26 protein-coding genes and 1 pseudogene are annotated in these 25,533 nt (G+C 70.8%); 16 read left to right on the forward strand and 11 right to left on the reverse strand.

Going from position 1 to position 25,533, the window contains the following annotated elements:
- Positions 1-19: 19 nt before the first annotated feature.
- On the forward strand, positions 20-1,669 hold the full coding sequence (locus AB0N07_RS17185) for a cytochrome bc complex cytochrome b subunit (RefSeq protein WP_365835695.1): 1,650 nt from the start codon (positions 20-22) through the stop codon (positions 1,667-1,669).
- Here AB0N07_RS17185 and AB0N07_RS17190 read toward each other — a convergent pair.
- Both AB0N07_RS17190 and AB0N07_RS17195 read right to left on the reverse strand, forming a co-directional pair.
- The gene (locus AB0N07_RS17190; RefSeq protein ID WP_365835697.1) at positions 1,644-2,627 is read right to left on the reverse strand and encodes an acyl-CoA dehydrogenase family protein; all 984 of its coding nucleotides are present in this window, start codon (positions 2,625-2,627) and stop codon (positions 1,644-1,646) included. The two genes, AB0N07_RS17185 and AB0N07_RS17190, sit on opposite strands and share 26 nt — an antisense overlap.
- Positions 2,628-2,808: 181 nt before the next feature.
- On the reverse strand, positions 2,809-3,948 hold the full coding sequence (locus tag AB0N07_RS17195) for an acyl-CoA dehydrogenase family protein (protein ID WP_365835699.1): 1,140 nt from the start codon (positions 3,946-3,948) through the stop codon (positions 2,809-2,811).
- Positions 3,949-3,996: 48 nt separating this feature from the next.
- Here AB0N07_RS17195 and AB0N07_RS17200 point away from each other — a divergent pair, with 48 nt between their 5' ends.
- Genes AB0N07_RS17200 through AB0N07_RS17210 form a run of 3 tightly spaced genes read left to right on the forward strand, consistent with a single transcriptional unit; the run spans position 3,997 to position 6,610 of the window.
- Positions 3,997-4,788: an SDR family oxidoreductase gene (locus AB0N07_RS17200; RefSeq protein ID WP_365835701.1), complete on the forward strand. Its 792-nt coding sequence runs from the start codon at positions 3,997-3,999 to the stop codon at positions 4,786-4,788.
- A 26-nt stretch (positions 4,789-4,814) separates the two neighbouring features.
- Positions 4,815-5,426, forward strand: a complete 612-nt coding sequence (locus tag AB0N07_RS17205) for a TetR/AcrR family transcriptional regulator (protein WP_266954209.1) — start codon at positions 4,815-4,817, stop codon at positions 5,424-5,426.
- 26 nt (positions 5,427-5,452) lie between these two features.
- Complete coding sequence (locus AB0N07_RS17210; RefSeq protein ID WP_365835703.1) at positions 5,453-6,610, forward strand: acetyl-CoA C-acetyltransferase; 1,158 nt, start codon at positions 5,453-5,455, stop codon at positions 6,608-6,610.
- Here AB0N07_RS17210 and AB0N07_RS17215 read toward each other — a convergent pair.
- The 4 genes from AB0N07_RS17215 to AB0N07_RS17230 are packed head-to-tail and all read right to left on the reverse strand — an operon-like array spanning position 6,594 to position 9,989.
- Positions 6,594-7,652 (reverse strand): nitronate monooxygenase, encoded by a 1,059-nt coding sequence (locus AB0N07_RS17215; protein ID WP_365835705.1) that lies wholly within the window; start codon positions 7,650-7,652, stop codon positions 6,594-6,596. The two genes, AB0N07_RS17210 and AB0N07_RS17215, sit on opposite strands and share 17 nt — an antisense overlap.
- Entirely contained in the window at positions 7,652-8,371 is a 720-nt protein-coding gene (locus AB0N07_RS17220; protein WP_365835707.1) for a CoA-transferase, read from the reverse strand. The genes AB0N07_RS17215 and AB0N07_RS17220 overlap by 1 nt, the downstream gene beginning before the upstream one ends.
- Positions 8,368-9,204 (reverse strand): CoA-transferase, encoded by an 837-nt coding sequence (locus AB0N07_RS17225; protein WP_365835709.1) that lies wholly within the window; start codon positions 9,202-9,204, stop codon positions 8,368-8,370. The genes AB0N07_RS17220 and AB0N07_RS17225 overlap by 4 nt, the downstream gene beginning before the upstream one ends.
- Complete coding sequence (locus AB0N07_RS17230) at positions 9,201-9,989, reverse strand: enoyl-CoA hydratase family protein (protein ID WP_365835711.1); 789 nt, start codon at positions 9,987-9,989, stop codon at positions 9,201-9,203. The genes AB0N07_RS17225 and AB0N07_RS17230 overlap by 4 nt, the downstream gene beginning before the upstream one ends.
- Positions 9,990-10,088: 99 nt before the next feature.
- Here AB0N07_RS17230 and AB0N07_RS17235 point away from each other — a divergent pair, with 99 nt between their 5' ends.
- Both AB0N07_RS17235 and AB0N07_RS17240 read left to right on the forward strand, forming a co-directional pair.
- A complete protein-coding gene (locus AB0N07_RS17235; protein WP_365835713.1) occupies positions 10,089-10,847 on the forward strand; it encodes an SDR family oxidoreductase in 759 nt (252 codons plus the stop codon).
- A 1-nt stretch (position 10,848) separates the two neighbouring features.
- Complete coding sequence (locus tag AB0N07_RS17240) at positions 10,849-11,754, forward strand: SDR family oxidoreductase (RefSeq protein ID WP_365835715.1); 906 nt, start codon at positions 10,849-10,851, stop codon at positions 11,752-11,754.
- A 6-nt stretch (positions 11,755-11,760) separates the two neighbouring features.
- On the opposite strand, the gene AB0N07_RS17245 is transcribed toward AB0N07_RS17240, so the two are convergent.
- Positions 11,761-12,132: a MarR family transcriptional regulator gene (locus AB0N07_RS17245; RefSeq protein WP_365835717.1), complete on the reverse strand. Its 372-nt coding sequence runs from the start codon at positions 12,130-12,132 to the stop codon at positions 11,761-11,763.
- A gap of 50 nt (positions 12,133-12,182) precedes the next feature.
- Between AB0N07_RS17245 and AB0N07_RS17250 the strand changes: the two genes are divergently transcribed.
- The 3 genes from AB0N07_RS17250 to AB0N07_RS17260 are packed head-to-tail and all read left to right on the forward strand — an operon-like array spanning position 12,183 to position 13,627.
- Positions 12,183-12,449 carry a hypothetical protein gene (locus AB0N07_RS17250; RefSeq protein WP_365835719.1) on the forward strand — a complete coding sequence of 89 codons (267 nt, stop codon included), beginning with the start codon at positions 12,183-12,185 and terminating at the stop codon, positions 12,447-12,449.
- A 24-nt stretch (positions 12,450-12,473) separates the two neighbouring features.
- Complete coding sequence (locus tag AB0N07_RS17255) at positions 12,474-13,376, forward strand: MFS transporter (protein ID WP_365835783.1); 903 nt, start codon at positions 12,474-12,476, stop codon at positions 13,374-13,376.
- Positions 13,373-13,627, forward strand: coding sequence for a hypothetical protein (locus AB0N07_RS17260; RefSeq protein WP_365835721.1), 255 nt, complete (start codon positions 13,373-13,375; stop codon positions 13,625-13,627). Before AB0N07_RS17255 ends, AB0N07_RS17260 begins: the two co-directional genes overlap by 4 nt.
- A 71-nt stretch (positions 13,628-13,698) precedes the next feature.
- Here AB0N07_RS17260 and AB0N07_RS17265 read toward each other — a convergent pair whose 3' ends face one another.
- The 4 genes and pseudogenes from AB0N07_RS17265 to AB0N07_RS17280 all read right to left on the reverse strand — a co-directional run.
- A complete protein-coding gene (locus AB0N07_RS17265; RefSeq protein ID WP_365835723.1) occupies positions 13,699-13,950 on the reverse strand; it encodes a hypothetical protein in 252 nt (83 codons plus the stop codon).
- Between the two features lie 4 nt (positions 13,951-13,954).
- Positions 13,955-15,163 carry an IS4 family transposase gene (locus tag AB0N07_RS17270; protein WP_365835725.1) on the reverse strand — a complete coding sequence of 403 codons (1,209 nt, stop codon included), beginning with the start codon at positions 15,161-15,163 and terminating at the stop codon, positions 13,955-13,957.
- Between the two features lie 60 nt (positions 15,164-15,223).
- Positions 15,224-16,105: a hypothetical protein gene (locus tag AB0N07_RS17275; RefSeq protein ID WP_365835727.1), complete on the reverse strand. Its 882-nt coding sequence runs from the start codon at positions 16,103-16,105 to the stop codon at positions 15,224-15,226.
- A 148-nt stretch (positions 16,106-16,253) separates the two neighbouring features.
- Positions 16,254-16,643, reverse strand: a pseudogene (locus tag AB0N07_RS17280) (beta-galactosidase); the annotation flags it as partial.
- 43 nt (positions 16,644-16,686) lie between these two features.
- On the opposite strand from AB0N07_RS17280, the gene AB0N07_RS17285 reads away from it, so the two are divergent.
- The 7 genes from AB0N07_RS17285 to AB0N07_RS17315 all read left to right on the forward strand — a co-directional run bounded on the left by AB0N07_RS17285 (position 16,687) and on the right by AB0N07_RS17315 (position 25,522).
- On the forward strand, positions 16,687-17,037 hold the full coding sequence (locus AB0N07_RS17285; RefSeq protein ID WP_030933038.1) for a chorismate mutase: 351 nt from the start codon (positions 16,687-16,689) through the stop codon (positions 17,035-17,037).
- 140 nt (positions 17,038-17,177) lie between these two features.
- The gene (locus AB0N07_RS17290; RefSeq protein ID WP_365835730.1) at positions 17,178-17,729 is read left to right on the forward strand and encodes a response regulator; all 552 of its coding nucleotides are present in this window, start codon (positions 17,178-17,180) and stop codon (positions 17,727-17,729) included.
- A gap of 56 nt (positions 17,730-17,785) precedes the next feature.
- A complete protein-coding gene (gene pepN, locus AB0N07_RS17295) occupies positions 17,786-20,281 on the forward strand; it encodes an aminopeptidase N (RefSeq protein ID WP_365835732.1) in 2,496 nt (831 codons plus the stop codon).
- Between the two features lie 152 nt (positions 20,282-20,433).
- Positions 20,434-21,267 (forward strand): FMN-dependent NADH-azoreductase, encoded by an 834-nt coding sequence (locus AB0N07_RS17300; protein ID WP_365835734.1) that lies wholly within the window; start codon positions 20,434-20,436, stop codon positions 21,265-21,267.
- A 133-nt stretch (positions 21,268-21,400) separates the two neighbouring features.
- Positions 21,401-22,792, forward strand: a complete 1,392-nt coding sequence (locus tag AB0N07_RS17305) for an aminotransferase class V-fold PLP-dependent enzyme (RefSeq protein WP_365835736.1) — start codon at positions 21,401-21,403, stop codon at positions 22,790-22,792.
- Between the two features lie 95 nt (positions 22,793-22,887).
- The gene (locus tag AB0N07_RS17310) at positions 22,888-24,321 is read left to right on the forward strand and encodes a SidA/IucD/PvdA family monooxygenase (RefSeq protein ID WP_365835739.1); all 1,434 of its coding nucleotides are present in this window, start codon (positions 22,888-22,890) and stop codon (positions 24,319-24,321) included.
- Between the two features lie 49 nt (positions 24,322-24,370).
- A complete protein-coding gene (locus AB0N07_RS17315) occupies positions 24,371-25,522 on the forward strand; it encodes a GDSL-type esterase/lipase family protein (RefSeq protein ID WP_365835741.1) in 1,152 nt (383 codons plus the stop codon).
- Positions 25,523-25,533 lie beyond the last annotated feature (11 nt).

Genomic DNA, 25,533 nt, shown 5'->3' on the forward strand with positions numbered 1-25,533 from the left:
ACGGGGAGGCGACGAACGTATGGACGGCGCACGATCGGGGAACGACACGGCCGGCTCCAGGCGCAGGGAGTCGGCGGGCACGGGCGAGAAGCTGGCGGACTGGGCCGACGGGCGGCTGGGTCTGTACGGACTGGCCAAGGCCAATATGCGCAAGGTCTTCCCGGACCACTGGTCCTTCATGCTGGGGGAGATCTGCCTCTACAGCTTTCTCATCCTGATCCTCACCGGCATCTATCTCACCCTGTTCTTCGAGCCGAGTGGCGTCGAGGTGATCTACCACGGCTCATACGTCCCGCTCAACGGCATCTCGATGACCCGGGCCTACGAGTCCACGCTCGACATCAGCTTCGATGTGCGCGGCGGGCTGCTGATCCGGCAGATCCACCACTGGGCCGCGCTGGTCTTCGTCACCGGCATGCTCGTGCACATGATGCGGGTGTTCTTCACCGGCGCGTTCCGCAAGCCGCGTGAGCTCAACTGGCTGTTCGGCTGGACCCTGCTGTTCCTCGGCATCATCACCGGCCTGACCGGCTACTCGCTCCCCGACGACCTGCTGTCCGGCACCGGCATCCGCTTCGCCGACGGCGCGATCCTGTCCGTCCCGATCGTCGGGACGTATCTGTCGATGTTCCTGTTCGGCGGGGAGTTCCCGGGGCACGACATCATCTCGCGGCTCTTCCCGGTCCATGTCCTGCTGCTGCCGGGGATCATGCTGGGCCTGGTCGTCGCCCATCTGATCCTGGTCTTCTACCACAAGCACACCCAGTACCCGGGGCCCGGACGGGACCAGAAGACGGTCGTCGGCATGCCCTTCCTGCCGGTCTACATGGCCAAGGCGGGCGGCTTCTTCTTCCTCGTCTTCGGTGTGCTGGCGCTCATGGGCGGCATCGCCAGCATCAACCCCGTGTGGGCCTTCGGCCCCTACCGCCCGGACCTGGTGACCACGGGAGCCCAGCCCGACTGGTATCTCGGCTTCTCCGAGGGCCTGATCCGGGTGATGCCGGGATGGGAGCTCAACTTCTGGGGCCACACCCTCGAACTCGGCGTCTTCATCCCCTTCACGCTCTTCCCGCCGCTGCTGCTCGCCCTCGGTCTGTATCCCTTCCTCGAGGCATGGATCACCGGCGACAAACGCGAGCACCACATCCTGGACCGTCCGCGCAACATGCCCGTCCGCACCGGCCTGGGCGCGGCCTGGCTGGCCCTCTACGTCGTGCTGCTGATCGGCGGCGGCAACGACATCGTCGCCACCCATCTGCATCTGTCCATCAACTCGATCACCTGGTTCGTGCGGGTCTCCTTCTTCGTGGCGCCGGTCGTCACGTTCCTCGTCACCAAGCGGGTCTGCATGGGCCTGCAGCGCAAGGACCGGGACAAGGTGCTGCACGGCAGGGAGAGCGGCACCATCAAACGGCTGCCGCACGGCGAGTTCGTCGAGGTCCACGAACCCCTCGCGCAGGACCAGCTGTTCACCCTCACCCAGCACGAGCAGAACCCGCCCTACGAGATCGGCCCGCTCGTGGACGCGAACGGCGTACGGCGGCCGGTCAGGCCGGGGCAGCGGGTGCGCGCCCGGCTGGCCGGGGTGATGTTCGGCTCGGATTCCCACATCCCGAAGCCGACGGTGGAGGAGTACCGGGAACTCACCAGCGGCGATCACCACCACTGAGGACCAGGGCCCGGCACTCCTCGGGCCCGCCCCACGCGGTGCGCAGGGCGCGGGCCTTGGTCAGCCACAGGGACAGGTCGTACTCCGCGGTGTAGCCGATCGCGCCGTGCAACTGCAGCGCCGTACGGGCGGCGGCGTACGCGGCCTCGGATGCCGTGACCTTGGCGGCGGCCACGTCGGCAGGGGTCATGGTGAGCGCGGCACCGAACAGCAGGGGACGGGCGAACTCCAATGCGATCTTCGCGTCGGCCAGTTGATGCTTGACGGCCTGGAAGGAGCCTATGGGGACGCCGAACTGGGTGCGCTGCCGGGCGTAGGCGACGGTTTGGTCCAGGAGCGCCAGTCCGATGCCGAGACACTGGGCGGCAGTGGCAAGGCGACCCCAGGTCAGGCCATGGGCGACGGCCTCGGCGACCTGCGCACCGGCGACGAGCAGTTCCCCGCCGGGCGTCGGCGCGTACAGGCGGCGGGCGGGGTCGAGGGAGGGGCGAGGTCGGCCGGGCGGGGGAGCGAGGCGCAGCTCGGCGTCCCCTGCCGCCACAGTCAGCCGTACGTCCGCCATGTCCGCGTCCAGCGCATACGGTCCCGTCGCGAGCGTCGCCGCCGACTCACCGGAGGCCAGCGCGGGCAGCAGGCGTTTCGCCGGTCCCGTGTCGTCCAGTGCGGCGAGCAGTGCGGTCGCCGCGACCGTCTCCACCACCGGACCCGGCACCGCATGCCGCCCCAACTCGACGAAGGCGACGGCGAGTTCGACGGGACGGGGGCCCAGGCCGCCGTACTCCTCGGGAACCGCCAGCGCGAAGACGCCCGCCTCCGAGAGACGGGACCACAACGCGCGGCCGCTCATGTGCTCGCCGCGGCTCCAGTCCCGTACGACGGAAGGAGTGTCGGCTGCGGTCAGCATGGCGTCCAGCGAGGCCGCGAACGCACGCTGTTCGGCGTCAAGGAGGAACCGCATCAGTAACGTCCCTTCGAAACCTTCGGCATACCTTCGGGCGCGGGAGTTGCGGTGCGGTTCGGAAACGCCCTGAAGGGGCGCGGGGCTGTGTTGAACATGCGGCTGCCGCCGCGTGGGCGCGCCAAGCCACGACGGCGCCGCAGACGACAAACAACCCATCGCGGCACACCCGGCGGAGCCACTAGCGGCGTCCCTTCGGCAGGCCGAGCAGGCGCTCGGCGATGATGTCGCGCTGGATCTCGTTCGTGCCCGCGTAGATCGGGCCGGCCAGGGAGAAGACATAGCCCTCGGCCCACTCCGAGTCCGCCGCCTCGCCCTGCTCACCCAGCAGATCGAGGGCCGTCTCGTGCAGCGCGATGTCGTACTCGGACCAGAAGACCTTGTTCAGGCTGGACTCCGGGCCGATGGAGCCGCCCTCCAGGAAGCGGGAGGCGGCGGCGAAGGTGAAGAGGCGGTAGGCCCGGGCGCCGATCAGGGCGTCCGCCACCTGGGCCCGGGCGGCGGGCGGGGAGCCCTGTTGCTGCCAGAGGCGGTGCAGCCGTTCCGCCGCTGCCAGGAAACGGCCGGGGGAGCGGAGCATCAGACCCCGCTCGTTGCCCGCCGTCGACATCGCGATCCGCCAGCCCTCGCCGGGTGCGCCGATCACGTCCTCGTCCGGCACGAACACCTCGTCCAGGAAGAGCTCGGCGAACGCCGGTTTCCCGTCGAGGCGGCCGATCGGGCGCACCGTGACACCGGGTGCGCACAGGCCGAACATCAGGTAGGTCAGGCCCTGGTGGGGCTTCGGGGCCCCCGGGTCGCTGCGGAACAGGCCGAAGGCACGGTCCGCGAAGGCGGCCCGCGACGACCACGTCTTGTGCCCGCTCAGCAGCCAGCCGCCGTCCGTGCGCACCGCTTTCGACCGCAGCGACGCCAGGTCCGAGCCCGCCTCCGGCTCGGACCATGCCTGCGCCCACACCACCTCGCCGGTGGCCATGGGCGGCAGCACGCGCGCTCTCTGCTCCTCGCTGCCGTGGTCGAACAGGGTCGGGGCGAGCAGACTGATCCCGTTCTGAGAGACCCGGCCCGGGGCCCCCGCCGCCCAGTACTCCTCCTCGAAGATCAGCCACCGGACCAGGCCGGAGTCCCTTCCGCCGTACTCCATCGGCCAGTTGACGACCGACCAGCGGTCCGCGGCCAGTTCGGCCTCCCACGCGCGGTGTGCCGCGAAGCCCTCCGCGGTCTCCAGGGACGGCAGGGGGGCGCGCGGCACCCGGTCCGCGAGCCAGGCCCGGGCCTCGGCGCGGAAGGCCTCCTCTTCCTGTGTGAAGGCGAGATCCATCGGCTGCCATCCTTCCCTAACAAGTGTTTGGTAGGTTAGCGTGGGGCTATGACAGTCGTCGAGAGTCCCGTGTACGAGCCGGGGCACGGGCTGCTGAAGGGACGCACCGCCGTCATCACCGCGGCAGCCGGAGCGGGCATCGGCGGCGCCACCGCGCGGCGCTTCCTGGAAGAGGGCGCACGCGTGCTGATCGGCGACGCGCACGTGCGGCGCCTCAAGGAGTACGAGGCCGAGCTCGCCGGAGAGTTCGGGGCCGCGTCGGTCGCCGCCCTGCCGTGCGACGTCACCGACGAGGGCCCGGTGCAGGCCCTGTTCGAGGCCGCAGTACGGGAGCACGGGCGGCTGGACGTAGTGGTCAACAACGCTGGTCTGGGCGGCACTTCGGACCTCGTCGACATGAGCGACGAGCAGTGGGCCCGGGTCCTCGACGTGACGTTGAACGGCACGTTCCGGTGCACACGGGCCGCGCTGCGGCTGATGAGGGCGGACGGCCGGGGCGGAGTGATCGTCAACAACGCCTCCGTGGTCGGCTGGCGCGCCCAGGCCGGCCAGGCCCACTACGCCGCGGCGAAGGCGGGCGTGATGGCGCTGACCCGGTGCGCGGCGATCGAGGCCGCCGAATACGGCGTGCGGGTCAACGCCGTCTCGCCGAGCCTCGCCATGCACCCGCACCTGGTGAAGGTGACGACGCCGGAACTGCTGGAGGAACTGACCGCACGCGAGGCCTTCGGGCGGTACGCGCAGCCGTGGGAGGTGGCCAACGTCATCGTGTTCCTGGCGTCCGGCTACTCCTCGTACCTGACCGGAGAAGTCCTCTCCGTCAGCAGCCAGCACGCCTGAGGACCGGAGCGGACGACAATGGACCCGTGCCGACCAAGAAGAAGCCCCAGGTGACCGCCGCACCCGCCCGGCGGCGCGAACTCCTCGACACCGCCGCCGAGGTCTTCGCCGAGCAGGGCTACAACGCCACCACCGTACGCAAGATCGCAGACCACGCGGGCATGCTCGCGGGCAGCCTCTACTACCACTTCGACTCCAAGGAATCGATGCTGGAGGAGATCCTGCGGACCTTCCTCGACGAGCTCTGGGGCGGCTACGACACCGTCCTGGACGCCGAGCTGGGACCGCGGGAGACCCTGGAGGCCCTGGTCACCGAGTCGTTCCGGGAGATCGACCGGCACCGCGCCGCTGTCGCGATCTACCAGAAGGAGAGCAAGCAGCTGCTGGCGCAGGAGCGGTTCGCGTTCCTCGCCGAGTCGCAGCGCAAGTTCGAGAAGGCATGGCTGGCCACGCTGGAGCGCGGGGTCGCCGCCCAGGTCTTCCGGGCCGACCTGGACGTCCGGCTCACCTACCGGTTCGTGCGCGACACCGTGTGGGTGGCCGCGTCCTGGTACCGGCCCGGCGGGCAGCACAGCCCGGAGGAGATCGCCCGGCAGTACCTGTCGATGGTGCTGGACGGGATCGCCGTACGCACATGACCCGTGGGGAAGGCTGGGGAGTTGCCATGGTTGAGGCCTATATCGTCGAAGCGGTCCGTACGCCTGTGGGGCGGCGCGGGGGTGGACTGAGCGGTGTCCATCCTGCTGACCTCGGTGCCCATGTGCTGAAGGAGCTGATGGGCCGCTCGGGCGTCGATCCGGCCGCTGTCGAGGACGTCGTGTTCGGCTGTCTGGACGCGGTGGGGCCGCAGGCCGGGGACATCGCTCGGACCTGCTGGCTGGCGGCCGGGCTGCCCGAGGAGGTGCCGGGCGTGACCATCGACCGGCAGTGCGGGTCCTCGCAGCAGGCCGTGCACTTCGCGGCGCAGGCCGTGCTGTCGGGCACGCAGGACCTGGTGGTCGCGGGCGGCGTGCAGAACATGTCGCAGATCCCCATCGCCTTCGCGACCCGCCAGGCCGCCGAGCCCCTGGGGTTCACCGCAGGCCCCTTCGCGGGCAGCGAGGGCTGGCGCGCACGGTACGGGGACCAGCCGGTGAACCAGTTCGTCGGCGCCGAGGTGATCGCCGTCAAGTGGGGGATCAGCCGCCAGGACCAGGAGGAGTTCGCACTCAGGTCCCATCAGCGGGCGCTGCGCGCCATCGACGAGGGCCGCTTCGACCGCGAGACCATCGGCTACGGCCCGGTCGCCGTCGACGAGGGCCCGCGCCGGGACACCTCCCTGGAGAAGATGGCCGGGCTCAGGCCGGTCCTCGACGGTGGCACCATCACCGCCGCCTGCTCCTCCCAGGTCTCCGACGGAGCGGCGGCGATGCTGCTCGCCTCGGAGCGGGCGGTGCGCGAGCACGGGCTCACACCGCGTGCACGCGTGCACCACCTCTCCGTGCGCGGCGAGGACCCGATCCGCATGCTCTCGGCCCCGATACCGGCCACCGCCCACGCCCTGAAGAAGACCGGCCTGACCATCGACGCCGTCGACCTCGTCGAGATCAACGAGGCCTTCGCACCGGTCGTCCTGGCCTGGCTGAAGGAGACCGGCGCCGACCCGGACAAGGTCAACGTCAACGGCGGCGCGATCGCCCTTGGTCATCCCCTCGGCGCGACCGGGGTCAAGCTCATGACCACCCTGCTGCACGAACTGGAGCGCACCGGCGGCCGGTTCGGACTGCAGACGATGTGCGAGGGCGGCGGCCAGGCCAACGTGACGATCATCGAACGGATCTGAGCGACCCCAGCGACTCGATGGTCCCCTCCGCCTCCTTCATGATCCGCTCCACCAGCTCCGCACACGGGGGCAGGTCCTCGATCACCCCGGCGACCTGCCCGGACGCCATCACCCCGAGGTCCGTACGGCCGTCCACCATGGCTGATTTGAGCAGCATGGGGGTGTTCGCGGCGAGCAGCACCTGACTCCAGGACAGCTCCTTGCCGTGCTTGAGGGCGAGCCCGTCGCGAACCATCTGCCGCCAGGTCAGCCCCGACAGCTTCCGGAACCCTGCCGCCCGGCGCATGGCGTGCAGCAGGGCTTTCGCCCGGCCCGAGTCCTCCAGCGCGTCCACCAGGTCCGTGCGCAGCATCCGGTGCGGCAGCCCGTCCACCGCCGTGGTCACCGTGACGTCCTTGACCGTCGCCGCCAGGTACCTGGCTTTCACCGCGTCCGGCACCGTCGAGTCGGAGGTGAGCAGGAACCGCGTGCCCATCGCGATCCCAGCGGCCCCGTACGCCAGCGCCGTGACCAGCCCCCGGCCGTCGAAAAATCCGCCCGCCGCCACCACCGGTATCCGCACCGCGTCCACCACCTGCGGCAGCAGCACCGTCGTCGCGACCTCGCCGGTGTGCCCGCCGCCCTCGCCGCCCTGCACGATCACGGCATCCGCGCCCCACGCCGCGACCTTCTCGGCATGCCGGCGGGCCCCTATGGAGGGGATGACGACCACGCCCGCCTCCTTCAGCTCCGCGATCAGCTCGGCGGAGGGCGCAAGGGCGAAGGAGGCCACCCGCACGCCCTCCTCGATCAGGATCCGCACCCGGTCGCCCGCATCCGAGGCGTCGGCCCGCAGATTGACCCCGAACGGCGCGTCCGTACGGGACCTGACCTGCCGTATCGCCTCCCGCAGCCGGTCGACCGTCATGGTCGCGGAGCCCAGGATGCCCAGCGCGCCCGCGTTCGCCGAAGCGGAGACCAGACGCGGGCCCGCCACCCACCCCATACCGGTTTGCACGATCGGATGCCGGATGCCGACCAGCCGGGTGAGAGCCGTCTCCATCACGAACCGACCTCCCTGGCACGGCTGCCGGCCTGGTCGATCACCTCACGGATCAGCCGCAGCTCCTCGGCGGTCGGCTCACGAGTCGCCGGCACTTCGTCCGGGACGGCCAGATCGAAGCCCGTCGCCTCCCTGACCTGCTCCACCGTGACACCCGGGTGCAGGGAAGCAAGCCGCATCGAGTGGTCAGGGGTGGCGAAGTCGAAGACGCCCAGATCGGAGACGACACACGGGATGCGGTGGTAGCGCGCACCGGCCGCACGGTCGTATCCGACACCGCAGACCATGTCGACCTTCTCGACGAACACGCGCCGCGAATGCCTCGGCACCCAGTAGCTCGTCGGATTGTTCAGGGTGTTGACCGGTGCGCCGCGCACACCGAGCAGCTGCCGCGTGGGCCGTTTCCAGTCACCGATGCACGAGATGTTCTGGTTGCCGAACCGGTCGATCTGGCTCGCCCCCATCATCACGTGCCGGCGGCCACTGGAGACCAGGGCGAGATGCTGCCGGTACGGCAGCCAGCCCTCCGGCGTCCCGTCCGGGCGGATGAGCATCGCCTCGCCGTCGGTCAGCAGCAGGTCCGGGGAGAACGTGAGCCGGGCGAGACGGGCGCCGACGGACGGGATCAGTCCCATGGGACTGGCGAGCACCTCACCGTTGCCCCGCCAGGCCTCGGCGCAGGCGATCACGCAGTACTCGGCGCGGCTGACCTCGCTCATGTCGCCTCCCTGACCGCCGACTGATAGGCCTGTTCGTCCCCTGCGAGGAACCGGGCGGCGAACTCCGGCCAGGGCGTGGACGCGTACTGCTTCTGGAAGGCCTCGTCCCGCCCGTAGTCGGGCGCGCAGGAGGTGAAGTGGGCGCCGTTCGGGGCCTCGACGACCCCGGTCACCGTATGGCGCTTGACGAGCAGGGTCTGCGGTGCGGCCTCCTTCGTCAACTCGGCCGTGTCGACGATGCGTTCGCACGACAGGTACGCCGCGTCCGCCGCCTCGCAGAACAGGTCGTCGAAGTACGGGTCGGGGCCCAGATACTGCCCGTTGCCCAGCCGGTCGGCGCGGCCCAGGTGCACCAGGGCCGCATCCATCCGCAGGGCGGGCATCGCCACGAACGTCTCCCCGTCCTCGTAGGGCGAAGTCACCGTCCGCAGCCCGGGGTTGACCCGCATCACGTCCGAGCCGATCCCGGCCCGCACCGGCAGGAACGGCAGCCGGTTCGCCGCCGCGTGCAGCCCCCACATGAACATCGCCTCGTCGATCTCCATCAGCTCGAAGGCACCGCCCTCGCGCGCCGCGCGGTAGTGCGGTTCGAGGGGGATGGAGTCGAGGGTGACGAAGGGTGCCACCAGTTTCCGGATCCGTCCGGCGGCCGCGAGCATGCCGACGTCCGGGCCGCCGTACGAGATGACGGTCAGGTCGCCGATGCCGGACCGCAGCAGTGCCCTGACCAGAGCCATCGGTTTGCGCCGTGAACCCCAGCCGCCGATGCCGAGGGTCATGCCGCTGTGCAGACGGGAGACGACCTGCTCGGCGGTCATCGTCTTGTCACTCACGCCTGTGCACCGTCCCTCTCGTCCCTCTCGTGCTTCTCCTTGCCGAAGGTGTCGCGGACCCGGTCGCCCACCCCGACCGCGTTCGCCTCGTAGGTGAAGCCCTGCTCGAAGCGGTAGCTGCGGCGCACGTCGACCGGATCGATGCCGTTGATGGCGGCCTTGGCCAGCCGCAGCAGCTCACCGTCCTTGGCGGCTATCTCACCCGCCAACTCCAGGGCGGCGGCCTGCAGTTCCTCCCGCGGCACCACCCGCCACACCGAGCCGTGCGCGTGCAGCTCGGCGGCGGTCGCGGTGCGGGAGGTGTAGTACAGCGCGCGCATCAGGTGCTGCGGGACCAGCCGGGACAGGTGCGTTGCCGCACCCAGGGCGCCCCGGTCCAGCTCGGGCAGCCCGAAGGTGGCGTCCTCGCTCGCCACGATCACGTCCGCGTTCCCCACCAGCCCGATCCCGCCGCCCAGGCAGAAGCCCTGCACCGCCGCCACCACGGGCACCGCGCACTCGTACACCGCCGCGAACGCCTCGAAGCAGCCGCGGTTGGCACCGGCCAGTGCGCTCGGCCCCTGCGCCTGTATCTCCTTGATGTCCACGCCCGCGTTGAACCCCCGCCCCCGCGCGGCCAGCACCACGCACCGCACCTGCGGGTCGCGGCCCGCCGCGCGCACCGCGTCGGCCAGGGCGAACCAGCCGTTCACCGGCAGCGCGTTCACCGGCGGGAAGTCGACCGTCACGACGGCGATGCCATTTTCTTGTGGCCCCTTTTCCGGGGACGAGGTGGAGACACCCATGGGCACATCAGCTACCTTTCCAACCAACGCCTTTCCACCAAACATTTGTTAGGTGCGAGGCTTCGAAGCTAGCAGCCCTCGGATCGGAGCGGGAGGCTTGTGGACAACTTGCCCCGGCCGCAGCTGAGCGGCAGGACCGTCGTCGTCACCGGCGGCACCCGAGGTGTCGGAGCCGGGATCGCGCAGGCCTTCGCCGAGGCCGGTGCCGAGGTCGTCGCCTGTGCCCGCAGGCCGCCCGAAACTCCCCTCGGGGGCGTCGAGTTCGCACCCCTCGATCTGCGTGACCCGCCCGCCGTACGGTCCTTCTTCGCCGGACTCCCCCGGCTGGACGTCCTGGTCAACAACGCGGGCGGCGGGCCCTACCGGCTGCTGGCCGACGTGGAAGCCGAGCGGCACGCGCGCGTGCTGGAGCTGAACCTCCTCGCGCCGCTGACGGCGTCCCTCGCCGCGTACGAACACCTCAGGCGGGCGCAGGGCTCCGTGGTGATGATCGGCAGCGTCAGCGGCAGCCGCCCCTCGCCCGGTTCCGCCGCCTACGGGGCGGCCAAGGCGGGCCTGGAGAGCCTCGCCCGCTCGATGGCCGTGGAGTGGGCGCCGGAGGTGCGTGTCAACACCCTCGTCGTCGGCATGGTCCGCACCGAGCTGGCCCACCTCCACTACGGCGGCGAGGACGGCATCGAGGCGGTCTCCCGCACGGTGCCGCTCGGCCGCCTGGCCACCCCCGCCGACGTGGGCGCGGCCGCCGTGTTCCTGGCCTCCGACGCGGCCGCCTACATCAGCGGGGCAAGCCTGCTGGTGCACGGGGGAGGCGAGCGGCCGGCGTTCCTGGATGCGGCAACTGCCAACAAGGAGGAGTGAGATGAGCGGAATCTGCGACGGGCGGGTCGTGGTCGTCACCGGAGCCGGCCGCGGCCTCGGGCGAGCGCACGCGCGCGCGTACGCGGCGGAGGGCGCCCGGCTGGTCGTCAACGACCTGGGGGTGGGCCTGGACGGGGCGCCGGGCCCCGACAGTCCGGCCGGGCGGGTGGTGGACGAGATCCGCGCGGCGGGCGGCGAGGCGATCGCCCACGGCGGCGACATCGCCACCACCGAAGGAGCGGCCTCCCTGATCGCCACGGCCCTGGAGACGTACGGCCGGCTCGACACCCTCGTCAACAACGCCGGCTTCCTGCGCGACCGGATGCTCGTCAACCTCGACGAGGACGACTGGGACGCCGTCCTGCGTGTCCACCTCAAGGGCCACTTCCTGCCGCTGAAGCATGCCGCCGCGCACTGGCGGGCCGAGGCCAAGGCGGGCCGTACGCCGGTGGCCCGGATCGTCAACACCAGCAGCGGCGCCGGGCTGTTGGGGTCGGTCGGGCAGGGCAACTACAGCGCCGCGAAGGCCGGCATCGTCGGCCTGACGCTGGTCGCCGCGGCCGAACTGCACCGGTACGGCGTCCAGGTCAACGCCGTCGCGCCCGCTGCCCGCACACGGATGACGGAACGCACCTTCGCCGAGACGATGACGGCGCCCGCCGACGGCTTCGACGCGATGGCCCCCGAAAACGTCTCCCCGCTCGTCGTCTGGCTCGGCTCCGCCGCAAGCGCCGGTGTGAGCGGGCGCGTGTTCGAGGCGGAGGGCGGCCGGATCACGGTCATGGAGGGCTGGCGGCCGGGTCCGAGCGCCGACAAGGGAGCGCGCTGGAGTCCCGGCGAGGCGGGCGAGGCGGCGCTGAAGCTGCTGGCGGAGGCGGCACAGCCGGGCGCGGTGTACGGGGCCTGAGCGCGCTCAGCCGCTGAGGCGGGCGGCGGCCTTGCGCTGCTCCTGGGTCATCACCTGCAGGAAGTGGATCACGGTGTCCAGCTCGTCCGTGCTGAACTCCTCGCACGCCGCGGCGATGTCCCGCGCCCACTCCTCGAAGAACGCGAAGAGATGGGCGATCTTCTCCCGGTTCAGCTCCACGAGCACCCGCCGCTTGTCCGTCGGATGCTTGACCCGGCGTACGAATTCCTTGGCTTCGAGACGGTCGACCAGGCCGGTGACGGATGCGGGAGCCAGGCCGGTGCGCTCGGCGAGGTCCTTCGCGGTGAGCGGACCGTGCCGCTCCAGGAGGTCGAGGGCCTTCTCCTCGCTCGGGATCAGCCCCTGCCTGGCGGACACCGCGGAGTGGAACATCACCGTGGCCCCCGACACCGTTGCGGCTGTTCGCCGTGGGGCGGGAGAACAGCGCGGATCCGTATCCGCGCCGCTGGGTCGCCGCCGTCGTGATGATGATCGCGGCGCTGATGGACCTGCTGGACGTCACGATCGTCAATGTGGCGATCCCGTCCGTCGGCCGTGACCTGCACGCCCCGCAGAGCGAACTGCTGGGGGTCCCCCCTCTGGGGAGGCTGGTCTCCGCCTATCTGCTGGGCTTCGCCGCCACACTGATCGTCTCCGGGCACCTCGGGGACTGCTTCGGGCGCCGCGGACTGTGACTCGCCGGCACCGCGGGCTTCGGCCTGGCGAGCCTTGGATGCGGCCTCGCCCAGACGCCCGGTCAGCTGATCGCCGCGCGGGCCGTGCAGGGTGTGCTGGCGGCGGTGCTGATTCCGCAGGTGCTGGGCTCGTTCCGCACCCTGTTCGCGGGCAAGGAGCGTGGTGCCGCGTTCGGGATGTACGGAGCCGTCGCCGGGTTCGCCTCGGCGGTGGGGCTGCTCCTCGGCGGTCTGCTGACCGATGCCGATCTGTTCGGCTGGGGCTGGCGCTCGGTGTTCCTGGTGAACGTGCCGGTGGCGGTGGCCACGCTGGTCGCGGGCCTGGTGCTGGTGCCGTCCACGAAGGAGCGGTCGGCCGGGCGGCCGGATCTGCCCGGGAGCGTGGTGCTGGCGGCCGGGCTGGTGGCGATCGTGCTGCCGCTGGTGCAGGGGCGGGGGAACGGACGGCCGGTGTGGGGCTGGTTCTGCCTCGCCGCGGGTGTCTGCGCCGTCGCCGGGGTCGGGGCGTTCGAAGCACGCCGGCGCGGTGCGGGGACGGTGCCGCTGCTGCCGGTGCGGGCGTTCCGGCTGCCCGCGTTCTCGGTGGGCGTGCTGGTCCAGCTGTTGTTCTCGGTCGGCATGCAGGGGTTCTTCCTGGTCTTCGCGCTCTGGCTGCAGGGAAGCGAGCGGTACACGCCGATGCAGGCCGGAGTGGTGACCGTGGCCTTCTCGGTCGGCAGTTTCCTCACGGCGCCCGCCGCGGACGCGCTCGCGGTGAGGTTCGGGCGCCTGGTGCTCGGGGCCGGCGCCCTGATGACGGCCGCCGGTCTGGACTGGGTGTGGGCAGCGGTCACCGGAGCGCCCGCCGCACACACCGGCGCCTGGCCGATGGTGCCGGGCCTGGTGATCGGGGGGCCGGACCGGGCTTCCTGGTGGTGCCGCTGGTGAACGTGGTCCTGTCCGCGGTGCCGGTCGAGCTGGCGGGCGGGGCGTCCGGAACCTTCTCCACGGCACAGCAGTTCGGGGGCGCACTGGGGGCGGCCACGGTCGGCACGGTGTTCTTCAACCACGCGGGCAACGGCCTGACGGACGCACTGACGGCGGCGATGCCCTGGGTGACCGCGACGTTCGTGGCGTGCGCGGCTCTGTGTGCCGCACTGCCACGCCGAGCAGGCACTTTCAGCCCGTCCGGTGTTTGAGGACGAGGCCGTTCAGACCCCCGCTGCAGGGCCGGGAGCACAACAGCACCCCTAGGTGCAATACCAGTGACTTAGTCGGGATCGTGGTCCCAGACGCGTGGCACTTTGACGGGTGGGTTGATCGGGGCTGTCTTGTAGTGGGGTGCGATGGTCACGGCTTCGGCTGGGTCACGGGTGGGCCGGGGCCAGTTGCGGTGGTCGAGGTGTTTGACGCCGAAGTTCGACATTTTGCGTTTGACGACGCGAGGGTTGGAACGTCTGCGGCGAGTCGGCAGTAGGTGGCGGGCTATCTCGTGCAGTCCCTCGGCGAGGGATACGGCCAAGCGGTCAGGGGGAAAAGGCCGCCTGCGCGGTGACCTGACGTCGGGCGGGGCGGAGGGTGCGGGTAAAGGAAAGCCGGTCTGGGTCCATGTCGACGCCCTCGGCGGCGATGTGCATGAGCTGGCGGATTGCATGGTGGACCAGCAGATGGGCCCAGACTTCCTGCTCGACACCGTCCGGCGAGCGGGACCGCAAGACCTCGGCGGGGCCACGCTGGTGGGTCTTGAGTTCATCCAGAGCGGTCTCGATCTCCCACCGCTGGTTGTACAGGGCCGCCAGTTCCGTGGCGGGTGCTGCCTTGTGGTCGAGGATGGTGGTGATCAGCCGGTAAGGCGCTGACTGTACCGGTCGGCCGGGGTCGTCCAGGGTGTACTCGATGACCCGCACCACACTCGGATCGGTGCGCTTGCGGTGGTCTTTGGCGGCGACGATGTCCGACAGGTATGAGCCGTCGGGAAGCTCCCGCCGCACCGGCAGCACGGCAGTGGACTTGATCCGCCACAGCAGGTCCGCGCCGCCGGCCGAGGCGGCCCGCCACTGCGCCAGGCCGGCGAACCCGCGGTCGGCCATCAACAGATCGCCCGGGCCCAGGGCGGGAAACAGCTCATGCGCCAGGACCGACTCGGCGGTCGTGAACGGCCCCAGGGTCGCGTGGGTGATCGCATGCGTGCCGCACTCGGCCAGTGCCACCACCCGTACCTGCGGGAACGCCGACCGCTCGCCCCGATGGGTCTTCGCCCGCCCGAACCGCGCGCCGTTCTCGTCACTGTCCGGCACGTCGAACGTTGTCCCGTCGACCGCCATCAGACGCCAACCCCGGTACCACGCACCAGGAGTGGCCTCGGTCGCCACCCGCCCAGCTACCTGCTCGAACAACGCCTTCAACGGCTGCGGCCCTAGCCTGACCCGGGCCCGGGAAATCGCCGCTGTAGTGGGCACCTGCCACGACCCCGACCAACGCCGGGCCCAGGCCAGCCCCTCGGTCAGCAGCCTTGCGACCTCCTCATACCCCTGCCCGGAAAACAGGCACATGGCGAGGACGAAGTAGACCACCACCCGTGGCGGCAGCAGCCGTTGGCGCTGACCGGTCTTCCCGGACTCTGCCACGACGCGGTCGACCAACTCCGGCGGAAACGTACGCGTCAGCAGGCCGATCGCGATCCGGTCCGACAGCCGCTCGTCACTCTCCGGCTTGACCTGCCCAGGGCGCGGCATCCAGGCACCTCCTGAGCAGACAACCTACCAGTCGAGACTGTTAAGTCACTGGTATTGCCCCTAGGTGTCACATTCCAGCACCGTCCGGCACAGCGCACACCGCGCGCGGACGCGCCCACGTACCGGTACCCGGATCTTCTGATGGCAGGTCGGGCAGGGGAACGAGACGCGCAGCCGGCCGCCGCCGTCGGGGGTGAAGGTGTAGGGCACGCCGGGCTGTGGCCCCGGGGCGTGGCGGCGGTCGCGGGCGTAGCGGCGGCGGCCCGCCCAGCCGGCGGCCGTCAGCGGGGGCTGCTGTTCGTCGTGGCGGGCCTGTGTCATGCCCCGGGTGTAGGCCTCGTAGGCCTGCGGGCTGGTGAACCAGATCGACGGGTCCTCGTGGAAGACCAGCGCGCGTTTCGCCAGGACGTAGCCGAACTCCTCGGGGGTCAGATAGCCGAGCTTCTGGGAGGAGGCCGAGTCCTCCCGGTAGGCGTCCAGCAGCAGCCAGCCCGCGCCCAGGTAGGTCGTCGCCGTGTCCGTGAGGATCTCGTTGTCGCGGGTGCCGGGGAAGGACAGGTCCAGGCGGTGCAGATACACATGCATGATCTCGTGCGCCAGGGCGGCGCCGATGTCGCGGCGGTGGGTGCGGAAGCGGTCGTTCAGTTCGACGAAGTACTCGGGGCCCGCGGCCAGTTCGACGTTCGCCGCGTGCTGCATCTCACGGAAGCCGACGACCATCCGCGCGTCCGGCAGGTGGTAGTGGCGCACCAGCTCGCGGGCCACCCGCTGCGCGCCCAGATAGAGGTCGTCGGTGTCGCAGAAGGCCACATCGGCGGGCAGGACGCTGCTGGAGAAGGTCTGGATGGTGTCGTACGACAACCGTTTGTAGAGCGCGGTGATGGCGGCCCGCACCGTCTCCAGGTGTGGGTAGCCGTGCTCGACCGGTCCGCCGTTCGCCACGCCCGAACCCCCAAGACGCCCTGAACCCGATTCCACTGTACGGGGACGTGAGCGGATTTTCCCCCGCTCGCCCGCCCCGTCGACCCGCCAACCCTGAAGATCGCTGGAGACCCCGCAGGGGCACGGCCCCGGTTGCCGCCTCCTCGAACTCCAGCAGCCACAGCTCGTTCTCGCCCTCGCGCAGCACCGGACCGGGCAGGTACAGGGAGCGCTGGGGGCCCGCCGACCAGTAGCGGCCCAGGTTGAACCCGTTGACCCAGACGAAGCCGCGGGTCCAGCCCGGCAGTTCGAGCCGCGCGCCCCCGGCGTCCCGCACGGTGACCGTCCCCCGGTACAGCCCCGGTGCGCCCTCCCCGGCAAGCGGCTGGAAGGGGACGTCCCCGATGTCGTCCAGCGCATCCAGACGCAGCCCACGCGCGCGTACCCCGTGCAAATACTGCCGCTCGTGCAGCAGACCCCCGGTGATCCCCTTGGACTCCCCGCTGCGCGGCCCGTAGTTGACGCGCCCCAGGGACTCCACCCACAGCTCCACGCGCGCGTGCGATGATCGAACCCACGCCCGCCACGTAGGCTGGGCGCCCATGACCACCAGCAACACCGGCACCCGCGACGTCGACCCCGCCGTCCGCGAGGAACTCGCCCGGCTGCGCGACAGCATCGACAACATCGACGCGGCCGTCATCCACATGCTCGCCGAACGCTTCAAGGCCACCCAGCAGGTCGGCCACCTCAAGGCCGCACACAAACTGCCGCCCGCCGACCCGGCGCGTGAGGCCCGCCAGATCGAACGGCTGCGCGCCCTCGCCGAAAGCGCCAAACTGGACCCGGCATTCGCTGAGAAGTTCCTGAACTTCATCATCGCCGAAGTGATCCGCCACCACGAACGCATCGCTGACGACGCCGTCAACGGCTCCGCAAAAACGGCGAATTGACCTCGGTCGATACCGCAGAGGACGTGACAGAAGGGCCCGCACGGGGCATGCTGCGCTGTGCACTCCTTGTCAGCTGACGGCCACGGCACGTCAGCACCTCGGACATAAGCTGGTTGTCCACGCGGGAGGGACGACGGGCCATGCCGGAAGCCAAGATCCTCATCGTGGACGACCACGAGGACACCCTGTACGCCCTGGAGAGCGCCCTGGCCCCGCTGGGCTATCAGCTGGGCCGCGCCACCAACGGCGACGAGGCCCTCAAGCAGGTGCTCCGCGGACAGGTCGGCCTCCTGCTGCTCGACGTCCGCATGCCCGGCGTCAGCGGCCTGGACGTGGTGCGCTACATGCGCCGCGTGGAACAGACCCAGCACATCCCGGTCATCCTCCTCACCGGCTTCGGCCCCGACCGGTTACTGACGTCCACCGCCTTCGCCCTCGGCGTCGCCGACCTCGTCATGAAACCCATAGACCCCTGGTCGCTGCGCACCAAGGTCCGCTACCTCTACGACGCCCACCGCCGCCACCTCGCCCTGGAGCAGGAGATCCGCGAACTGCGCGTCCTCGTCAAGGACCACACCGACACCGACGACCCCGCGCACCGCCCGGCCGCCCTGCCCCACCCCGACCCCCGCCTCCCTGCCCGGCGTCTGATCCAGGCGCACGACGGGGAGCTCGAAGGAGAGCGGACATAGGGCGCGTACCGGTCCGCCCCTGTGCCTTGTCAGTGCCATCGGGCAGCATTGCCTGCATGTCCGTCCTGACGCGCGACGAAGCGCAGACCCGTGCAAAGCTCCTCGACGTCCACCGCTACACGATCGACCTCGATCTGACCACCGGCGACGAGACCTTCGACTCCCGCACCGTCATCCGCTTCACCGCGCGCACGGAGGCCGACAGCTTCGTCGAGCTCAAGCCCGCACAGCTGCGCAGCGCCACCCTCGACGGGCAGCCCCTCGACCCGGAAACCCTCGACGGCAACCGCCTGCCCCTGAAGAACCTCACCGCCGGCGAGCACGAACTGCACCTCGACGCGAGCATGCGCTACTCCCGCACCGGCGAGGGCATGCACCGCTTCACCGACCCCACCGACGGCGAGACCTACGTCTACACCCAGCTGTTCATGGACGACGTCCAGCGCGTCTTCGCCGCCTTCGACCAACCCGACCTCAAAGCCGTCTTCGACCTGACCGTGACGGCCCCCGAAGGCTGGAGCGTCCTCGCCAACGGCATCACCGAACACCTGGGCGACGGCCGCTGGCAGGCCACCACCACCCCCCTGATCTCCACCTACCTCGTCGCCGTCGCCGCCGGCCCCTGGCACTCCGTGCGCACCGAACACCGCGACCTGCCCTTCGGCCTGCACTGCCGCCGCTCCCTCGCCCCCCACCTGGACGCGGACGCCGAGGAACTTTTCGAGATCACCAAGCAGTGCTACGACCGCTACCACGAAAAATTCGAGGAGCCGTATCCCTTCGACTCCTACGACCAGGCCTTCGTCCCCGAGTTCAACGCCGGCGCCATGGAGAACCCCGGCCTGGTCACCTTCCGCGACGATTTCGTCTACCGCTCCGCCGTCACCGACACCGAACGCCAGACCCGCGCCATGGTCATCGCCCACGAGATGGCACACATGTGGTTCGGTGACCTCGTCACCCTCCGCTGGTGGGACGACATCTGGCTGAACGAGTCCTTCGCCGAGTACATGGGCTACCAGACCCTCACCGAAGCGACCCGCTTCACCGACACCTGGACCGACTTCGGAGTCGTCCGCAAGGCCTGGGGCTACGACGCCGACCAGCGCCCGTCCACCCACCCCGTAGCCCCCGAGAACGTCAACGACACGGCCTCCGCCCTCCTCAACTTCGACGGCATCTCCTACGCCAAGGGCGCCTCGGCACTACGCCAACTCGTGGCCTGGCTCGGCGAGAAGGACTTCCTGGCCGGCATCAACACCCACTTCGCCCGCCACAAGTTCGCCAACGCCGCTCTCGCCGACTTCATCGACTCCCTCGCCTCCGCCACCGAACGCGACGTCCACGCCTGGGCCGACGCCTGGCTGCGCACCACCGGCGTCGACACCCTCACCCCCGTGGTGACCCCCGGCGACGACGGCACCTGCACCCTCACCGTCGAACACACCGGCAGCCGCCCGCACCGCATCGCCGTCGGCCTCTACGACCCGGACGTCGCCGACGAGGGCCGCCACCTCATCCTGCGCGACCGCCTCGACCTCGACATCCCGCACACCACGCCCGAGCCCCTCGGCAAACGCCCCGCCCTGCTCCTCCTCAACGACGGCGACCTCACCTACGCCAAGATCCGCTTCGACCCCGAGTCCTTCGACGCCGTCCGCACCAGCCTCTCCGGCCTGCCCGACCCCCTCACCCGCGCCGTCGTCTGGAACGCCCTGCGCGACGCCGTCCGCGACGGCGCGCTCCCACCCACCGACTACCTGGACACCGCCCGCACCCACCTCCCGTACGAAACCGACCTGGCCCTCGTCCAGGGCGTCCTCGCCTTCGCCACCGCCAAGGTCGCCGACCGCTACCTCACCCCCGAACACCGCCCGGCAGCCCTGACCACCCTCACCTCCCTGTGCCGGGACCTCATGCGCCGCACCGAGGACGGCGACAACCCCGGCCTGCGCCTGATCGCCGTACGCCACCTCATCGACGTCGCCGCCCACCCCGACACCATCGCCGCCTGGCTCGCCGACGGCACCGTCCCCGGCGGCCCCGAACTCGACCCCGAACTGCGCTGGCGCGTCCTCGCCCGCCTCGCCGTCCTCGGCGCCACCGACGAACAGGCCATCGCCGCCGAACTCGACCGCGACCCCTCCGCCACCGGCCAGGAAGGCGCCGCCCGCTGCCGCGCCGCCCTGCCCGACGCCGAGGCCAAGGCCAGGGCCTGGCAGGCCATGTTCGGCACAGACGAGCGCACCGACCTGTCGAACTACCTCTTCACCGCCACCGCCCGCGGCTTCTGGCAGCCCGAACAGGCCGACCTGGTCCGCGAATACGTGCCCCGCTACTACGAGGACGCCGTCGCCGTCGCCGCCCGTCGCGGCCCCGCCATCGCCACCGCCGTCGGCCGCTGGGCCTTCCCCGCCCACGCCGTCGACACCGAGAACCTGCAGCTCGGCGAAGAGTGCCTCGACACCGCCGACCCGATCCCCGCCCTGCGCCGCACCCTGACCGACGAACTCGACGACCTGGCACGGGCGTTGCGGGTGAGGCAGGCGTAGGAGCGGGGACGTACGACGTCGCGGGTGCGGCTGCTCCCTGACGACGATGCGGGGAGCTGATCGTCCTTCCCGGGCTCGACCGGGCCGAGGACGATCAGCCCGGACTCTCCTCAGGGGCAACCCCCTGATCGTAGTGACCGACAACGTCGGCCATGCCCTCGTCGAACGCCTCGTCGCCGACGGGCGGCCGCTGCTGGCCGCGACCCGTGACCCGCAGCGGGCCACACTGCCCCGGCGGGGCCGAGGCGGTACGGCTCCAACCCGACCGGCCGCAGGCCCTGTTCGAGGGAGCGACCAAGCTCTTCCGCCACCTCCAGGCCGGCACCGACCTGATGGCGGCCGCCCGCGCGGCCGGCGTCCGGCACGTCGTCCTGCTCTCCTCCGGGATCATCCAGGACGGCGCCGACGAGACCCAGCCCAGCCACGTCATGCACACCATCGCGGAACGGGTGATCCGCGACACCAGCGCCCTGTGGGGGCACCGCCACGCCTTTTGGGCAGTGGGGGAGGGCACCGCAGATGCGCACGGGTACCACGGTCCGCGGCGTCTTCGCCGGCGGTCTGACCGCCCCATCCCCGAGGACGACGCCGCCGCCGTCGCCGACCGCGCCCTCCCCGACCCCGGCCACGAAGGCACCGTCCACCGCCTCACCGGGCCCGAGCCGATCGGCAACGCCCGTCAGACCGCCACCATCGGCCGGGCGACCGGACACCACCCGGGCTTCGTCGAGGCGGCCCCGGACCGGGCCGGGCCCGAGCTCTTCCCGCACCTCCCGCCGCAGCGGCGCCAGAACCTGCTGAAATCCTTCGCGGCCACCGCCGGCGCCCCCCGGAGATCACCACCACCGTCGAAAAGATCACCGGAACCCCGGCCCGCACCTTCGCCACCTGGGCCTACGACCCCACGGCCGACTTCCGGACCTGACGCCGGGCAACAGCCCCCTACCCAACGCCCCCGATACCCCAACACCCCACAAAACCCCTGAACCGCAACACGTTTTCCCCGTAGGAAAGCCGTAAGGACACCCTTTCGGGTTCCGATCGTTGAACCTCCCGGGCACGCGCACGCATCCACCGACAAGCTGGAACTCCCTCTGCCCGCGCGCCCGGGAGGAACCCATGAGCACACCGAGCCTGGCCTCCGGCCCCGAAGGCACCCACGCCCTACGGCCGTTGCTCGACACCGTGCTCCAAGCACTCGACGAGGGCGCACACGCACGCGGCGGACCCCTGCCCGCCGGCGGACCCGCCGCCGTCGCCACACGCCTACGGGCCGCCCTCGGCGACGTATTGCCACAGCACGGCGACCCCGACGCCCTCCACACCCTCGTGCAGGCCCTCGCCGAAGGCGCCGCCGACCCCGCCGACCCGCTGTGCGCCGCCCACCTGCACTGCCCGCCCCTCGCCGTCGCCACCGCCGCCGACCTCGCCGCGAGCGTCCTCAACCCCTCCCTCGACTCCTGGGACCAGGCCCCGGCGGCATCCGAGCTGGAGACGCTCGTCACCCGCGCCCTCGCCGCCGAGGTCTACGCAGGACCCGCCGACCCGCACAAGCCCCGGCCCGACGCCCTGATCACCACCGGCGGCACCGAATCCAACCAACTCGCCCTCCTGCTCGCCCGCGAGACACACGGCACCGGCCTCCGCCTGATCTGCGGAGCCAACGCCCACCACTCACTGCCCCGCGCCGCCTGGCTCCTCGGCCTGCCCGACCCCGTCAACATCCCCGCCCCCACCGGCACCCTCGACCCCGCCGCCCTCGACAAGGCCCTCACCACCCTCCCCGGCCCCCACCTCGTCGCCGCCACCGCCGGAACCACCGACGCCGGACTCATCGACCCCCTCCCCGAGATCGCCGCCCTGTGCACCGCCCACCACGCCCGCCTGCACATCGACGCCGCCTACGGCGGAGGCCTCCTCCTCAGCGACCGCCACCGCACCAAACTCACCGGCCTGCACCACGCCCACACCATCACCCTCGACCTGCACAAACTCGGTTGGCAGCCCGTCGCAGCCGGCCTCCTCGCCGTCCGCGACCCCCACGACCTCACCGCCCTCCACCAGCACGCCGACTACCTCAACGCCGACGACGACACCGAAGCCGGCCTCCCCGACCTCCTCGGCCGCTCCCTGCGCACCACCCGCCGCCCCGACATCCTCAAGATCGCCGTCACCCTCAAATCCCTCGGCCGCACCGGCCTCGGCGCACTCGTCGACCAAATCTGCGACCGGGCCCAGGAGTTCGCGACCCTCGTCCAGAACCATCCGGGCTTCGAGCTCCACGACCGCCCCACCATCAGCACAGTCCTGTTCCGGCCCGCACACACCACCGACGACGCCGTCGCCGCCGTACGCCGAAAACTCCTCCACCAGGGCCGCGCCGTCCTCGGCCGCGCCCGCCTCGACGGCCGCCTCTGGCTCAAAGCCACCCTGCTCAACCCAGACACCCGCCCCGACGACCTCGCCACCCTCCTCGCCCTCGTCGAAAAGGCCGCCGACGAACCCGCCTGAGCCAAGCCGCCCGAGACGAAAGCCGCCCGCGAAGTCGAAGCACCCACCCAAGACTCCGCAGACCCCGCCGAAGACCCGTGGAAGGAACCACCCCGATGAGCACGCCCCCGCACCCACACCACGAACCCGACGCACCCCGCGACCTCGTCGGCATCGGCATCGGCCCCTTCAACCTCTCCCTCGCCGCCCTCGCCCACCCCCTCACCGAACTCGACACCGCCTTCTACGACCAGCGCCCCTCCTTCGCCTGGCACCCCGGCCTTCTCATCGACGGCTCCCGCATCCAAGTCCCCTTCCTCGCCGACCTGGTCACCCTCGCCGACCCCACCAGCCCCTGGACCTTCCTCAACCACCTCAAATCCCGCGACCGCCTCTTCCCCTTCTACTTCGCCGAGCGCTTCCACATCCAGCGCGCCGAGTACGACACCTACTGCCGCTGGGTCGCAGCGGGCCTGACCGGACTCCACTTCGGCCACCAGATCGACGCCGTCCGCTGGAACCCCGAACGCGACATCTTCGAAGTCGACTACACCCAACTCGGCCCCGACGGAGAAGCCGAAGCCCTCGGCCGCACCCACACCCGCAACATCGCCCTCGGCATCGGCACCGAACCCCACATCCCCGAACCCCTCAAAACCCTCGTCGAAGCACCCGGCGTACCCGTCGTCCACTCCGCCGACTACCTCGCCCACCGCGACACGTTCCGCACCGCCGACCACGTCACCGTCATCGGATCAGGACAGTCGGGCGCCGAAATCTTCCTCGACCTGCTCCGCGCCCGCCCCGCCGGCCGCGAAAGAATCCACTGGCTCGGCCGCACCGAGGCCTTCGCCCCCATGGAGTACTCCAAACTCGGCCTCGAACACTTCACCCCCGACTACACCCGCTACTTCCACGCCCTCCCCGAAGCCGTCCGCGACCGTCTCGTCACCAGCCAGTGGCAACTCCACAAAGGCATCGACGCCGACACCATCGCCGCCATCCACGACGAGCTCTACCACCGCACCCTCAACGGCGGCTGGCCCGACGTCGTCCTCACCCCCGGCGTCCGCGTCCGCACCGCAGGCCGCCTCGCCACCACCAAAGTCGAACTCCACCTGGAACACACCCAGCAGGACTCCCGCTCCCGCCTCACCACCGACGCCGTCATCCTCGCCACCGGCTACCGCGAACGCCCCCTCGACCGCCTCCTCGCCGGCCTCGACCCCTACCTGCGCCGCGACAGCCGCGACCGCCCCCGCATCGACGAACGCTTCCGCCTCGCCCTCGACCCCTCCATCAGCGCCGCCAACTGCCACATCTACGTCCAGAACGCCGAACGCCACACCCACGGAGTCGGCACCCCCGACCTCGGCCTCGCCGCCTGGCGCTCCGCCACCATCCTCAACTCCCTCACCGGCAAAGAGACCTACCCCCTCCCCGCCCGGACCGCCTTCACCACCTTCGGACTCGACCAGCAGCAACACCCGCACATCCCACGCGCCCGCCAGGCACCCGTCCTCACCCCCCTCGTCGACGACAGGCAATGAGCCACAACAGGCAGGAAGAACTCCGACGGCGGTGACGTTGGAGCAAGCCATGACCACGACCTGGATCGCCGCCCACCGCATCGCCGTCATCAACCCGCACGAGGCCTTCCACCTCTTCGAACCCCGCGGCTTCACCGACCAGACCATCAGGCAGTCGATCCGCCTCGCCGGCGGCGGCGAAGCACTACGACTACGGCTCAGCAACCGCTACGGCAAGGAACCCCTCGACATCGGCGGCGCCCACCTCGCCGTACGCACCCACGGCAGCGGCATCGACCCCACCAGCGACACACCCCTGCACTTCTCCGGCGCCGAAACCGTCACCATCCCCGTCGGCGAGGACATCACCAGCGACCCGGTCGAACTCCCCGTCAGCGCCGGCGAAGAACTCACGATCAGCCTCTACCTGCCCGGCGACACAGGACTCAGCACCTACAACGCAGTGCCCTACGACATCGGACACGCCGTCCCCGGCAACCAACTCTCCGCCGAACTCCTCGACACCGCCGAAGAGTTGCCCACCGGCCACTTCCTCACCGGCGTCGACGTCCTCGCCCCCGCCGACACCCGCATCGCCGTAGCCTTCGGCGACTCCTGGATCGAAGGCGCCTTCACCACCCCCGGCACCGACAACAGCTTCCCCGCACAACTGAGCCGCCGACTCACCCGCGGCTGGATCGTCAACCAGGGCATCTCCGGCAACCGCCTGCTCACCGACGAAGTCGGCGAACACCTCCTCGCCCGCCTCGACCGCGACGTCCTCGCCGTACCAGGCGTCAGTCACGTCATCATCCACACCGGCCTCAACGACATCGGCCTGCCCGCCGCCCAGTCCTACCCCGAGCCCGCCGCCGACATGCCCGGCGCCGACGACCTCATCGCCGGCTTCACCGCCCTCGCCGACCGCATCCACACCGCCGGACTCATCGCCATCGGCAGCACCCTCGGCCCCTACGAAGGCACCGTCTACGACGGCGTCGACACCCCCGAGGGCCAGGCCCTACGCCGCCAGATCAACGACTGGCTCCACGGCCCCGACCACCCCTTCGACGCCGTCATCGACATCGCCACCGCCGTCGCCGACCCGGACCGACCAACCCGCATCCACACCGACTTCAACGCCGGCGACGGCCTCCACGTCAACGACGCCGGCGCAAAAGCCATCGCCGACGCCGTAGACCTGTCACTGCTCAACCTCTAGACACTCCAGAA

It is taken from the genome of Streptomyces sp. NPDC051172 (assembly GCF_040682555.1).
Taxonomy (GTDB): Bacteria; Actinomycetota; Actinomycetes; order Streptomycetales; family Streptomycetaceae; genus Streptomyces.